11 protein-coding genes and 1 pseudogene are annotated in these 13,337 nt (G+C 62.7%); 4 read left to right on the forward strand and 8 right to left on the reverse strand.

From position 1 onward, the window contains the following. Window positions 1-228: 228 nt before the first annotated feature. The 8 genes from HGB39_RS32830 to HGB39_RS32865 form a co-directional block, all read right to left on the reverse strand. Entirely contained in the window at window positions 229-1,053 is an 825-nt protein-coding gene (locus HGB39_RS32830) for a TspO-related membrane protein (RefSeq protein ID WP_043787077.1), read from the reverse strand. A 139-nt stretch (window positions 1,054-1,192) separates the two neighbouring features. Further along, window positions 1,193-1,531 carry a WhiB family transcriptional regulator gene (locus HGB39_RS32835; RefSeq protein ID WP_005561037.1) on the reverse strand — a complete coding sequence of 113 codons (339 nt, stop codon included), beginning with the start codon at window positions 1,529-1,531 and terminating at the stop codon, window positions 1,193-1,195. Between the two features lie 860 nt (window positions 1,532-2,391). Next, window positions 2,392-3,258: an SMP-30/gluconolactonase/LRE family protein gene (locus tag HGB39_RS32840; protein WP_005264713.1), complete on the reverse strand. Its 867-nt coding sequence runs from the start codon at window positions 3,256-3,258 to the stop codon at window positions 2,392-2,394. Window positions 3,259-3,644: 386 nt separating this feature from the next. Continuing rightward, window positions 3,645-5,276 (reverse strand): flavin-containing monooxygenase, encoded by a 1,632-nt coding sequence (locus HGB39_RS32845; RefSeq protein WP_005565918.1) that lies wholly within the window; start codon window positions 5,274-5,276, stop codon window positions 3,645-3,647. A gap of 45 nt (window positions 5,277-5,321) precedes the next feature. Then, window positions 5,322-6,938 (reverse strand): AMP-binding protein, encoded by a 1,617-nt coding sequence (locus HGB39_RS32850; protein ID WP_005565919.1) that lies wholly within the window; start codon window positions 6,936-6,938, stop codon window positions 5,322-5,324. Further along, window positions 6,935-8,008 (reverse strand): acyl-CoA dehydrogenase family protein, encoded by a 1,074-nt coding sequence (locus HGB39_RS32855; protein WP_231137737.1) that lies wholly within the window; start codon window positions 8,006-8,008, stop codon window positions 6,935-6,937. Before HGB39_RS32855 ends, HGB39_RS32850 begins: the two co-directional genes overlap by 4 nt. 2 nt (window positions 8,009-8,010) lie before the next feature. Further along, complete coding sequence (locus HGB39_RS32860; RefSeq protein ID WP_005565967.1) at window positions 8,011-9,177, reverse strand: acyl-CoA dehydrogenase family protein; 1,167 nt, start codon at window positions 9,175-9,177, stop codon at window positions 8,011-8,013. Window positions 9,178-9,196: 19 nt separating this feature from the next. Then, window positions 9,197-9,970 (reverse strand): enoyl-CoA hydratase-related protein, encoded by a 774-nt coding sequence (locus HGB39_RS32865; protein ID WP_005264718.1) that lies wholly within the window; start codon window positions 9,968-9,970, stop codon window positions 9,197-9,199. A 669-nt stretch (window positions 9,971-10,639) separates the two neighbouring features. Here HGB39_RS32865 and HGB39_RS32870 point away from each other — a divergent pair. From HGB39_RS32870 to HGB39_RS32885, 4 genes and pseudogenes are all read left to right on the forward strand, one after another. After that, window positions 10,640-11,890 (forward strand): TetR/AcrR family transcriptional regulator, encoded by a 1,251-nt coding sequence (locus HGB39_RS32870; RefSeq protein WP_169695632.1) that lies wholly within the window; start codon window positions 10,640-10,642, stop codon window positions 11,888-11,890. Between the two features lie 164 nt (window positions 11,891-12,054). Then, complete coding sequence (locus tag HGB39_RS32875; protein WP_005565968.1) at window positions 12,055-12,318, forward strand: type 2 periplasmic-binding domain-containing protein; 264 nt, start codon at window positions 12,055-12,057, stop codon at window positions 12,316-12,318. Between the two features lie 263 nt (window positions 12,319-12,581). Further along, window positions 12,582-12,854, forward strand: a complete 273-nt coding sequence (locus tag HGB39_RS32880; protein WP_005565970.1) for an MFS transporter — start codon at window positions 12,582-12,584, stop codon at window positions 12,852-12,854. Next, a pseudogene (locus tag HGB39_RS32885) lies at window positions 12,855-13,244 on the forward strand (catalase/peroxidase HPI); the annotation flags it as partial. Between the last annotated feature and the right edge of the window lie 93 nt (window positions 13,245-13,337).

Raw genomic sequence — 13,337 nt, forward strand, 5'->3', positions numbered from 1 at the left:
GATGCGTGCCGTCGCTTCTCGAGCTCGAGAGTTACCGTCCCCTGGTTGGTTGACCTCCGCACAGGACGACTTCGTTCTCGTCGGGGACGTTCCGTGTTCGGCGTCCGTAGACCAGTGTTTCGAGGAGAAGATGCGGGCGCAGTTGTGGGGCGGTCAGGACGGGTGTGATCGGGGAATCCTGTCGGCCACTACGGATCGCTCGTGGTCGACCTGCCAAGCACTACACGATTACGGGTTCGTGACGGTGGGCTCGCCGGAACGTGCGCGGGGTAGCCGGGCGATCGCGGTGGCGACGATGGCCAGCGCGGCGGCCGCCAGCGCGGCGATGGCGGCGGGCTGTGAGGTGGAACCGTCGCCGGTGGTCCGCGCGACGGCGATCCATACGAGCCCCCAGACGATGGCTGCTGTGACGGTGAAGCGTCCGTGACCGGCGACGGCAAGGACCACGGCGACCACGGCGACTACGGTGAGGACGAGCACGGCCCAGGTATCGGCCCCGAGAGCGAACGGATCGATCTCGGCGGCGGCCAGCGCGGCGGCGATGTTGGCGACCACCGCGACACACACCCAGCCGAGGTACACGAACGCGGTGGCGTCGACCACGATCGCCTCGACACGACTGGACGGCTTCGTGTTGGTCAGGATGTCGAACACGACGACCAGCATTGCGAGTAACGCGAGAATGGTCAGGACGCTGAGCGACAGTTGTTCGAACTGCACGCAGGCTATCCATGCCGCGTTCAGGATCATCGCCGCGGCGAGCCACCACCCGGCGCGGCGTTGCCGAGGATCGGTGCGGTGCGCGGGCAGTGCCTGCCAGATCGCGAGCGCGAGGAACCCGAGGTAGATCAGGGTCCAGATGGAGAAGGCGGGCCCGCCGGGGGCCACTGCGGTGGCGTCGGTGGCGAGGGCGCCGTCGGCGACCTGGGAGATCGGGGTTCCCACCAGCGCCCCTGAGCCGATGATCGAACCCACGACCGCCACCACCGCGGAGAGGATCACGACGAGCACACGGGCACCGTCGTGCGGAGATGATTCGATCGATCCGCTCATGGTCACTCCTTTGCGGGAGAACGTCCCTTGTCGAGGATAGGGACTTCAGGAGTGCCGTCTGCCGGTTCGCAGAGAGACGTTCACAGGTTCCGGAGGCGGAGCCGTGACGGGGGGATCGATGTCACCGCGCACGTGTTCGTCACGTGCACGAGCAGGGAGAGCGGTGGTGGTGTGGTGCCGGAGCGTGTGTGGCGTCGCGGTGGCGGGCTGGGACGCGGGTGCGTCGGGTGTGGCGGGTGCGCTCGTTTTCGGACATGCCACCCCAGATGCCGTATGCCTCGGTGGCGGTGAGAGCGTGGGCTCGGCACTGAGCGAGTACGGGGCAGTCCTGGCAGATCTGTGTGGCGGCGCGCTCACGTCGGGCGCGGTCGGGGCCGCGTTCACCGTCGGGGGAGAAGAACAGGTTGGTGTCGGTGCTGCGGCAGGACGCGCGGTGCTGCCAGTCCCGGTCGGGGGAGTGGCGGAAATGATCAGGCACAGCGGGATGGGTCGCTTTCGGAGTGGAGCGGAGGGCCAAATCTGTCGGCAAGGGCGGTCGCGCGGGTGTGGCTGGCGGACGTGGGTTTGTTGCCGCGGTATGCCAGGCGGATCGGTGTGGGTTGGCGTGGCCTCCCGGGAAACAACCACGGCGTCGTTCATTTCATCCGAAGGTGTTGTGCGACATGACCCCTCGACACATCGCGGTGTCACTTCTGATGCCCGGGAGGCGGCAGTCGGGTAGCGGCAGCGACAGACCTGGGTCCGGGACTATGATCGGTGCGGCACCACGTCCGCAGGGCGTGTCGGTGTATTTGATGCCTGGGCTCGACATCGGTGGGACCGGGACGAACCCGGATGATCCACACTCGGTCACCTCTAACGAGGTTGTAAACGGTGTGCAATTGATGGTAGCGACATGGCGAACGATACCGAAGCGTATCGCTCGAAAGTAACTGTCATCACATCCGCCGTCTCGTTCGCGAGCGTCGTCGGCGACCGGCGTGGGCGCCTGATCCGCCACGTCCGGGATCGAGATGTTGCCTGACTGGCCGGACGGTAATCCGGCGCTTCTCCGGCGGTGTTCGAGGGCAGACATCGGGCGACGGCGTCGGTGGATACCCGACGAGAGGGCTTCGGGCGGGTCGGCGTGAGCGGCATCGACGGTCGAAAAGATCGCCCGCGATGAACCCGGCCGCCGCGAGGACTCGATCGGTGTAGGCCGGGGGCCTCGCCAGCGTCGAGGTCCACCAGGACGACCTGGCGCTTCGGACAATCTTCTGAAGGGTACGCGCTGTCGCAAGCCCGATCCCGCCGCGGCCTTCTGTGACGATCGTGGTGTTCACGCCTGTCTCCTCACGTTCAGATGGACGCCGGAACTCCGGTGCGCCCGACCTGCGCGACGGCAACATGAGCGGTCGAGCGTCCTTCGTGAAACTCTTCGAGCGTTGTTGTGTTGCAGCAGAGGTAGAGGGTGTCGAGGTTCTCTCCGCCGAATGCGCACGCCACTGCCCACGTGTCGGTGACCTCGACCTTATCGGTGATCTGGCCGCCTTCGACGACCCGATAGAAGCCACTGTCGGCGCCGAGGGTCAACGCGTTCCCGAACCAGAGGCCGCCGTCACTATCCAGGGCGATGCCATCGGGATGAAACGATTCGTCGAGCTGCGCCCAAACTCGGTGGTTGGTCAGACCGCCATCTTCCGCCATGTCGAACGCGCTGATGCGGTGCGGGAAGGTTTCCGCGACCAGCAGGGTGCCATGGGGGGTACGTGCGCAGCCGTTGGGGAAGATCAGATCTCCAGGAACCTGCGAGACGCTGCCGTCGGCCCGGATGTGGACGAGGTGAGTCGGCTTCGGATCCTCTTCACCGAGCGCGAATCCGAAATTGCCGGCATAAGCGTCGCCCGCCGGTGACACATACAGGTCGTTGCCGATCCCTCCAGCCAGTGCGCTGAAGTCGGCATACTGCTCGAGCTTGCCGCCGGCGGTGATGCGATACACCGACCGCTCGTTCTGCGAGACGACAAGGGGGGTCCCGTCGGGTAGGAAACCGAGTCCGGACGGTCGGCCGGGCACTTTGGTTATCGGCGTTGCGGTGCCGTCCTCGGCGAAGGTGAGCACCTGTTCGCTGAAGAAGTCGCTGGCCCAGAATTTTCCGTCATGCCAGCGAGGTGCCTCGAGAAACTGATGCCCGGTCGAGAATACTGTGGGTTGGTAGGTAGCCATCGCGTGAACTCCTTAGTCCGTGCGGGTTGAGGTACTGGGTGATTGTCACTCGGCTGTCAGGAATTGGGTCCCGAGCCAGGATTCACACTTGGGCACGATTGTGGACTGGATCGGCTCCTTTGTGGAGAGGGTGGTCGAGATACTGCTGGAAGTCGGCTTCGTCCTGGAAATGGGCAACCAGTGCGTAGCTGGCGTTGTTCGGTCGCGTTCGAGGTCGATACCGTGTCGGACATTGCGCGCGTACGGTATTGGTCGACGAAAAATTTGAAATCCTTTTGGAATTCGTCGATTTCACTGGTCGAGATGGACGGCTTGAAGGTGAATGTCACGACATGTATGAGCATGTCTACCCTCGGGTTCCGATCGGGGTGGCTGGTCAGGTGAGATCAGACGAGTTCGAACTGCTCCTGATATCCACCGGCAGCAGCCTTCTCGAGGATCTCGAGGTATACCGAAAGACCGCCGGGATACATGAGCATTTCGACGGTTTTGCCGGGCACGTTGGCGCCCATGTACCAAGACTTGGCCAGCGGGAACAGGGTGGCCGAGGTCAGCTCTGCGATATGCGCACCCCAATATTGCTGGGCTTCCGGCTTGGCCTCGATACGGGTGTAGCCGTTGTTCCGCATGTGCTCGACGATCTGGATCAGATGTTCGCCTTCAAGTTCGGCGCATGTCGGACCATTGCAGAATGCGTTCGGGCTCTGGGGTCCGTAGACGTACAGGAGATTCGGGAAGCCTACTGTCGCCTTGCCTAGTGCTGTCCGGCTGCCGCCGCGGAACACCTCCTCGAAGGTCTCATTTCTGGTGCCGCGAATATCGATGGCAGTCAAGCCTCCGGTGACCGAGTCGAAGCCGGTGGCCAGCACGATGACATCGACTTCGTGTCGGGTACCGTCCGCGGTGACGATGGCGTCACTGGCGACCTCCCGGATCGGATTGGCAGAGGTATCGACGAGCTCGACATTGTCACGGCACAGGCTCTCGAAGTAGTTCTGCTCCAGGGAGACACGCTTGACGCCCCATGGATGGATCGGCTCGGTCGGTGCAAGCAGTTCCACCAGCTCCGGCCTGGTGATACGTTGACGTGTCTTGTCCCGCCAGAACGCGTACAGGATGTCGTTGTCGTCCTTGTCGAACAGGACATTCAGGAAGCCACCCAGCCAGGGCTGCAGTCCACCGTTGGTCCAGAGTTCCTCGAGTATTTCGTTGCGACGTTCCTCGGTCAGATCCTGGATGTTCTCTTTGAGGAAGTCATAATCGAAACCGGCCCAGGTGTTCTTGCGATTGGCGAATCGCTCCGGATAGGTCTTCTTCATCTCGGCATTGTCCGCCTCACCAAGCGCCCGCTGATTCATCGGAAGCGCGGTGTTGGGGGTGCGCTGGAACACCGTCAGATGATCTGCGACCTTCGAGGCCTCCTGGATTACCTGGATGCCGCTGGCTCCGGTGCCGATGACGGCGACCCGCTTGCCCGCAAGGTCGTAGCCCTCCAGTGGCCAGCGTGCTGTGTGGAAGCAGTCGCCCGCGAACTTTTCGAGGCCAGGGATGTTGGGGAAGAGGGGCTTGGAGCCGGCACCGAGACACATGATCACGAACCGCGCCTGGGTGGTGAATTCCTCACCGGTGCGCTCGTTGCGGGAAACCAATGTCCACGTATGGGTTTCTTCGTCGAATCGGCCTGCCAGGACGCGGGTCTCGTAGCGGACGTCTTTGCTCAGGTCGAGCTTCTCGTCGACGTATTCGAAGTAGCGAACCAGCTCGTCACGACCGGGGTACATCTCGCTCCAGTTCCAGTCGCGCCAGAGCTCTTCACGCGAGAACTGGTAGACCGGCGCCCAGGTATCGACGCGTGCACCTGGATAGGAATTCCAATGCCAGACGCCGCCGAGTCCGGTGCCGGCCTCGTAGATCTTGACGTTGTAGCCGAGGGTGCGCAGCCGGTCGAGCTGGTAGACGCCGGAGAAGCCGCCGCCGATGACGAGGACGTCGAGCTCCTCGAGGAGTGTGGTGTTCAAGGGATTTCCTTCCGGAAGGGGTACGAGGGAGATGGGGGAGTGCGATCAGACAGCGTTGTCGGAGGTCAGAGCGACTCGGATTCGGTCACGCAGGACGAACTTTTGGATCTTGCCTGTCGCCGTCCGCGGTAGTTGTTCGACGACTTCGAGCCGCTCGGGCAGCTTCTGGGTAGCCATCCGATGTTCGCGCAGGAACGACGTAAGCTCGTCCAGCGCAGGTGGATGCGCCTGGTCGCTCGGTACCACATAGGCGCAGATGCGTTCGACCATGATCGGGTCGGGCATGCCGACCACCGCGATGTCGGCAATACCGGGATATTCGAAGAGCAGGTCTTCGATCTCCTTGGCGGAAATGTTCTCCCCGCCCCGGACGATGATGTCCTTACGCCGACCGGTGATCTGGATGTACCCGTCCTCGTCGATCACCGCCAGATCACCGGTCCGAAACCAGCCATCCGAGGCGAAGGCATCCGCATTGAGTCTCGAATCGAGGTATCCGGTGAACAGGTCAGGGCCGCGAACCTGCAGGTCGCCGACCGCGCCCGGGGGGACCGGAGTGTCGTGCTCATCGACAGTCCTCGCTTCTGCGGACCCGATAGGACGCCCGTCTGTGGTGGCGCGCTTGTCCAGCGGATCGCTCGCGTTTCCGCCGGACAGAGTCGGGAATTCGGTCGATCCGTAGATGCGGGTCGCGGTGCAGCCCAGCTGCTCCTCGGCCTGCCGGATCAGTTCGGGGGGTACGTCGGCGCCACCGCAACCAAAAACCCGCAGGGCGATGTCGTACTCGGCGCGATCCGGGTGGTGTACCAGTCCGTGCAAGAAGGGTGTGGCACCGATGACGAACGTGCAGCGTCGGCGTTGCAGCAACTCCAGGCCGGCGCCGGGGTCCCAGATATCTTGGAACACGACATGGCTGCCGAGCATGAACGGCAACTGCAGTCCGTACAGAATGCCGGTGATGTGACCGACCGGTGAGGGCATGTACACGATGTCCTCGCCGGTCAGATCGAAGAGTTCGATGATGCTCCGGTTCTCGTAATCCAGGCTTTCGTGGGTGTGTAGAGCACCCTTCGGATCGGAGGTGGTTCCGGATGTGTACAGAAGCAATGCGACATCGGTGCTGGCGTGCTCGACGGGATTGTCGAGTGGAGTTGCGCCCGAGAGGAGGTGGTCGAACTCGTTGTCGGAACCGCGAACGGTGATCACATGCTCGAGGTCGGGAAGCGTGGGCGCCAGCTCGTCGAACATCCCGCGGTGGTCGAAGGTGCGGAACATGCCGGGCACAAACGCGATACGCGCTCGCGATTGCTTCAGAATGAACTGCACTTCGCGATGTCGATAGATCGGGATGATCGGGGTGGAGACGGCGCCGATCCGCAGCGCACCGTGATGTACGACGATCGCTTCAAGCCAGTTCGGCAACTGCCAGACCACCGAGTCGCCCGGCCGGATCCCACGCTCGAGTAGCACTCCGGCCAACCTGCGGATCATGGCGTCGAGTTCGGCATAACTGACCTGACGATCGCCATCGACCACAGCCAGCCGATCGGGGTGATGGTGTGCATACTCGGCCAAAGCAGAATCGATCGTGCTGTGGCTCCACTCGCCGCTGGTGAGGTAGCGGTCGCGGCGCGCGGAATCGGTGTGAGTTGCGGTGATCATCGGTCGACTCCGTCGGTCAGGCGCCGCGAACCGATGAGTGCGTGGAGTTCGTGCTCGTCCCCATACCAGGTCCGCAGGGCGAGGACGCGGCGGTAGTACCAGTGTAGGTCGTATTCGGTGGTGAAGCCGATCCCGCCATGCAACTGCAAGGCGTCCTCGACCACCTGTCGTCCGGCGCCGGCGGCATAGGCCTTGGCCGTCCACGTTGCCATCTCGATGTCGAAATCAACCTCAGCAGAGGCTATATCGGAAACCGTTGCCTCGCAGAGTGCCTCCATCGAGATGGCCGCCTGTGCCATCGACGCCGCAATGTGTTTCACGGCTTGGAAGGATCCGACGGGCTTGCCGAATTGCTGGCGCTGCGCGACGTACTCGACAGTTTTCTCGAGCATACGGCGGGCGATACCACTGATTTCGCACGCGGTGAGAAGCCGGAACCATGCCCGGATCTGTCGTAGGAGTGTGGCCGCTTCGATTCCGGTGGCGAGGATCTCGGCGTCGGTGACAGTTCGCGATGCGATCTCCAGGCGCACGTAATGCGATGTGGGATCAGAACTGGTGATCGGCGTGAGCGCCAGCGCCGGGTCACTGCCCGGTAGGAGCAGCAGCGCCGGTCCGTCCGGGCCGTCGACTGCCAGTACCAGCGAGTCGGCCTCGGCGCCGAAGCGTACGAGTTCGATCGTTCCCTGGATCTGCCCCGATTCCATGTGCACGGAACCGATCGAGGATGCCCAGTCGAGGGTGACGGCAGGGTCGGCGAAGGCGACGAGCGAACCTTCGGGAATGTCGAGGTACGCCGGCAGGATCAGTTGCTCGACCAGGGGGCCGGGTACGAGCCGATCACCGACCAAGGCGATCAGACCGGCGACCGCGGTCAGGTCGATTCCTAGACCACCGCGGTTTTCGGGGCGGGTCAGCTCGAACCAGCCGAGGTCGTCGAGTTCGGCCATCAGATCCGGGTCCCAGCCGCCGCCGCTGAGCAGGGCATGACGGTAGTCGGATGTGACACGGCGGTCAAAGAATTCGCGGATCGGGGTGACGAGGTCCACGTCAGGTGCGGTGAGACTCATCATCAGCTCCTGGGTAGGCCGAGCAGCCGCTCGGCAACGATGTTGCGTTGGATCTGTGATGTACCGCCGTAGATCGATGCGGCACGCGAGAAGTAGTGATCGTGAATCAACTGCGCGGCGTTCAGTCCGAGAGGTTGTGATTCGGTGTCGAGGCGGAACGGTCCGAGGAGATCGGCGAGGGCGCGACCGACTACCTGCTCTGCGTCGTTGAGGACGAGCTTGTCGATCGAGTCGAGCGGATGTGGTCCCTCTTCGTCGATCAGGCGTTGCACAGTTCGGCGGATCTGAGCATCCAATACCCGCAGCGCCACGTGTGACTCTCCGATGGCGGTGCTGATCCGACGATTGGTCGTCGATTCCGGGGAGGTGCCTCGTAGTCCGTCGATCGTCTTCTCGACACCCCAGCCGATCTCCACCTGTCGGCGCATTGCATAGTTGCCACGTTCCTGAGACAGGGTGTCGAGGGCAATTCGCCAGCCGTCGTTTTCCTTGCCGACCAGGTTGCCGACCGGGACTTCGACGTTGTCGAAGAAGACCTCGCAGAATTCGGCATCGCCTGTCATCTGGACGAGTGGACGGACGGTAATTCCGGGGGAACTCATGTCGACGATGAGGTAGGAGATGCCGGCGTGCTTGGGTTCGGCGTCGGGGTCGGTGCGGCACAGCAGTGCGCACCAACTGGCCTGATTGCCCCAACTGGTCCAGACCTTCTGTCCGTTGACGACGTACTTGTCCCCGTGGCGAAGAGCGCGGGTCCGCAGTGATGCGAGGTCGGAGCCGGCAGAGGGTTCGGAGAACCCCTGACACCAGATGTCTTCGCCGGCGAGCAGCGGCGGCAGAAAACGGGAGCGCTGCTCGGGCGAACCGTACCGGTGGATCGAGGGGCCGACCACATCGAGGCCGATCAATCCGATCGGGGCGGGTGCATGAGCGCGCGCCAGCTCCTCGGAGAAGACTTGCTGGTGCCGCGCGGTGAGGCCACGTCCGCCGGCTTCACGTGACCATCCCAGCCCCATCCATCCGGCATCGAATAGTGTGCGCTGCCATCGACGAAGGACGTTGAACCGTTCCTCCAGCTCCAACGGCACGGTGGGGATCTCTGTTTCGGCAAGCCACCTCCGAGCCTCGCGCCGCAGATCGGCGATCTCGGTGATCTGCTCGACCGGCATAGGTGAAACAGCATTCATCTCATGCTCCCGTGTAGGCCGGTGCGCGATGCTCGAAGAATGCTGCTACGGCCTCTTTGGCGTCTGAGTAAGCGGACAACTCGCCGGAAAGACCCTGCTCGAACTCGTAGCCGCCCTTGAGGTCCTGGTATTCGATCGCATTGAGGCTGCGCTTGGCGAACCGCAACGTGACCGGGGAGTGCCGGACCATCTTGGCCGCCACGTCGTAGGCTACGTCGAGTAGCTGATCGGGATCGACGACTTTCAAGACGCCGCCCTGCTGCGCGAGTTCCTCGGCAGACAGCGGTTCGCCGGTGAGGTGCAGATAGCGGACCAACTGCTGCGGTACCAGGCGTGAGGCATGTTTGGCGCCGCCCATCACACCGACGTTGACCTCGGGAAGCGTGAATGTGGCGCCCTTGGCTGCCACGACCAGATCACACGACGCTGCCAGGGCCAATCCGGTGCCCACGGCCACTCCGTGGACAGCTGCGATCACCGGCAACGGGCAATCGTAGATCGACCAGAACGCTTCACGGACCGCAAGCATGCGCTCACCGGCGTTTTCCGGCGTCATCGTCTGGAATTCGGTGAGATCGTTGCCGCCGCAGAAGTGCTTGCCGGCGCCGGTCAAGACGATCGCCCGAGCCTCGGGGAGGTACTCCTCCGTGTGGGTGAAGAACCACTTGATCTCTGCGTACATCTCCCGGGTGACCGCGTTGACCGGCGGGCGGGTAAGCCAGACCGTGCCTACCTTCTGATCGGTCTTCCATTGCAGAAATTGCAGATCCTTCATCGAAGTTCCTTTGTTCGAACGGGCGTAAGCAGAAGCTGTGACCGGCCGGGTGCGGATGGTCGCCTCCGTGAGGCGGCATGTCCTTGATCCCTAGTGGTTCGCTTCACCAAACTGGTGTGCTGCTGCTCACATTAGTAGGCCCCACTCCGTAGATATGTCAATAGCTCGTATCTGAAAATGTGAAACTGCTCAGAGCCGGAGAGCTCAGAGGATGCATGGTTGATCTTTCGTTCATTCGGAAGCATATGACCTGTTGAGGCCCCAAAGATCAAGCAAGAAGAGCTGCCGATCCGCGAGTGAACCGCGGCAGTGCGCGAGGGGCGCTTCGCTGAGTGTTGAGCCGAAAATGTCAGGTGAACGTATCTTTCATCGAATCAAGCAGGTAGCATCATGTAACGGAAATTGTCCATGACTCTTATCGCAAATTGTGTGTACTGTTCGGACTGTGGCCGTAGTGGAGACTTCACCTACGCTCGGGCGCAGTGCGCCTGCGCCGCCCCGCGTGGGAGGAGGCGTTGTGTCCGATCGGCCCTCGAACGGCGGCAGTGCGGGATACTCCGGGGGACCGTCCGCCGCCGGTATATCGTCAGAAGGCTGTATTAAACGGCTGCGCCGCCAGTCCGGACATCGTGTCCATCCCATATGGGCCTCGAGGAGGAAAGGGGCGTCGTGACCGCATCGCAAACTGTGAAGGCGTCCACTGCCACGCGCCGGCGACCCCGTGACCGGCGTGCGCAGATACTCCACAACGCCAGTGAACTGTTCACGAAATACGGGTTTCACGCCGTGCGGATGGAAGACATCGCTGAGGCAACCGACGTCACCGCACGGGCGATCTACCGGCACTTCGCCAACAAGCAGGATCTACTGTCGCAGGTGGTCCTCGAAGACCAGGACCGACTGCTCATGGCAGCCCAATCCGCCGAGCGCTCCGAAACCGGCGTCTGCAGCTTAGAGGAGTTATTGACGCGGATGGTCGAGGCATCACTGGAGAGCCTTCGACTCGGCCCCCTATGGCAGCGAGAAGCACGGCACCTCACCGCCGATGACTTCGAGCGAGTGCGCGAGGGTACTCGTCGCATCGGAGGCGCGGTGCGAAGGGCCATTGAAAAAGCCGATCCCTCCAAGAGCAGATTCGGTGCCGACGTACGCGCGTGGATGGCGGTGAGCATCATCACCAGCCCAGGGCACTACGACCGGTCACTGTCACAGCGTCGCCTGTCCCCACTGCTGGTGTCTGCTGCGTTGGCAGCCATCAATACCCCCGAATGCGCGTCAGCGTCACCCGAGTCCCGCGATGCGCCAGCGGCGGAGGCTCCAGTCGCAAATGAACGACCAGGTACATCACGTCGCGAACAGATCATCGCAGCAGCGGCGCGCGCGTTCCGGGAGCGCGGTTTCGGTGGAGTCAGCCTCGACGAGTTCGGCATCGCAGGCCCTGCCGTCTACAGGTACTTCGACAGCAAGGCCGACATCCTTTCCGCCTTGATCATCCGAGTACAGGAATGGATGGCCCTGGAGAGCTCCAGGGCCATGCATCACAGCGCCTCCGATGAACAGGTCATCGAAGGCCTCGTGAGAGGTTATGTTCGTATCGCAACCGAAGCCACGGATCTGCTCGCGGTTTCAGTTACCGAAGCCCTCAACCTCCCCGCTAGTGCTGCCGAGCGTGATCGGCGAATCCGCCAGGACGACCTCGCCGAATGGGTCAAATGGCTACGAACCTCACGTTCAGAAGTCACGGAGGCAGACGCACTCGCGCTGGTGAATGCGGTTCGCACAGCACTCAACGATCTTGTCCGTATTCCGCACCTTTCACGACACGCCGAGCTCCCCGACGAGCTTGTTGCGTGCTCGATGAATGCTCTTCTAAATACCCCGATGCCATCGGCACGATCGGGTCGGCGGCGTGACGAATAACCATGGTTGGCTAAAGACCGTCATTCGCAGGAGTCGCAACCGTCGCGTGGAAGCGTGCTTCGCGAACTTGCCATCGAGTGCACCGGTGCCCGACAGTCCGCTCCACCAAGGCCCCGAAAACGACTCAGGCCGTTGGCGAGCTGCAGGCGCTCGAGGCGGCAGGCATGCGCAGTCGGATCACTTGTGTGGCGCGAGGCGTCAACGGCATTCTCACAGCGGTTCGGGCCGGGCTCGGCATCGCGGTGTTCGCGCGGTCACTGCTGTCCTCGGACATTGTGGAGTTGCCCGCGTCGACCGGGCTTCCGGCGCTGCCTGCTCTCGACCTGGTATTACTGCCCAATCCTCGTGCGCCGGAGCAGCCGGCGGCCGCGCTGACCTCAGCGATCCTCTCGAGCGGCGTGCCCCTGAAGCCAGAACCCTCGAGCTGAAGGTATGGGCGTGCTGAGGGCACGATTCAGCCGACGCCAGCAATATTCTGTGAGCACATTGCCGTGAGGTGAGTTCCGAGACTAGCGACTGTTTCTGGTTGCCGAAAAAGTTGAACCAACGGGTGGAGCGGCGGGGTGTGGCTGGCTCCGGCTCGAAATGGAACGATCCTGTGACGATCATTGCAGCAACGGAACCGAAAGGTACTGGGCCAGAAGGCTGTGGCGGCGTACGGTGAAAACTTGTCGCCGTACTTAGGAGCGTCGTGACCGCCGACAGCAGTCCCCGCCACCGCATCACATTCGTGGTCCTGTCCGTGTCAGTTCTTGTGTTCGCGCTCTTGCAATCCTTCGTATTGCCCGTACTGAGCGAGATCAAATCAGAGCTACACACCGACCAGGCCACAGTGACGTGGGTTCTCACTGCATATTTGCTATCCGCCTCGGTGTGCACACCAATCGTCGGCCGCATCGGCGACAAGGTCGGCAAGAAGCGGATGCTGGTCGTTGCTCTGCTCGCACTTTCGGGGGGATCGTAGGCGAACCTGCTGACCTTGACCGCTCCCGAGTTGACGGTCCTCGTCGGCGGCCTGCGGGTGCTGGGCGCGAACTACAACACCAGGTCGGAGGAGGGTGTTTTCACCTCGAAGCCGGGAACGCTGACCAACGACTTCTTCGCGAACCTGATCGACCTGGGAACGACATGGGCGCCGAGGTCCACGGACTCGCAGATCTACGAGGGCCGCGACCGCGTCACCGGTGAGGTGAAGTGGACCGGAACCCGCGTCGACCTCGGGTTCGGGTCGAACTCCGAACTGCGCGCTCTCGCAGAGGTGTACGCCTCCGACGACGCACAGCAGAAGTTCGTGCGAGACTTCGTCTCCGCCTGGGACAAGGTGATGAACCTCGACCGATTCGAAATCGCCTGACGCAGACCCAGCTGGGTGACCGGCAATCTGGATCGCCCCGTAGACGGCGGGCATCCCGCGAGGATCGGCTCGCGGGATGCCCGCTCTCCCGAT

Source organism: Rhodococcus opacus, assembly GCF_012396235.1.
GTDB lineage: Bacteria > Actinomycetota > Actinomycetes > Mycobacteriales > Mycobacteriaceae > Rhodococcus_F > Rhodococcus_F opacus.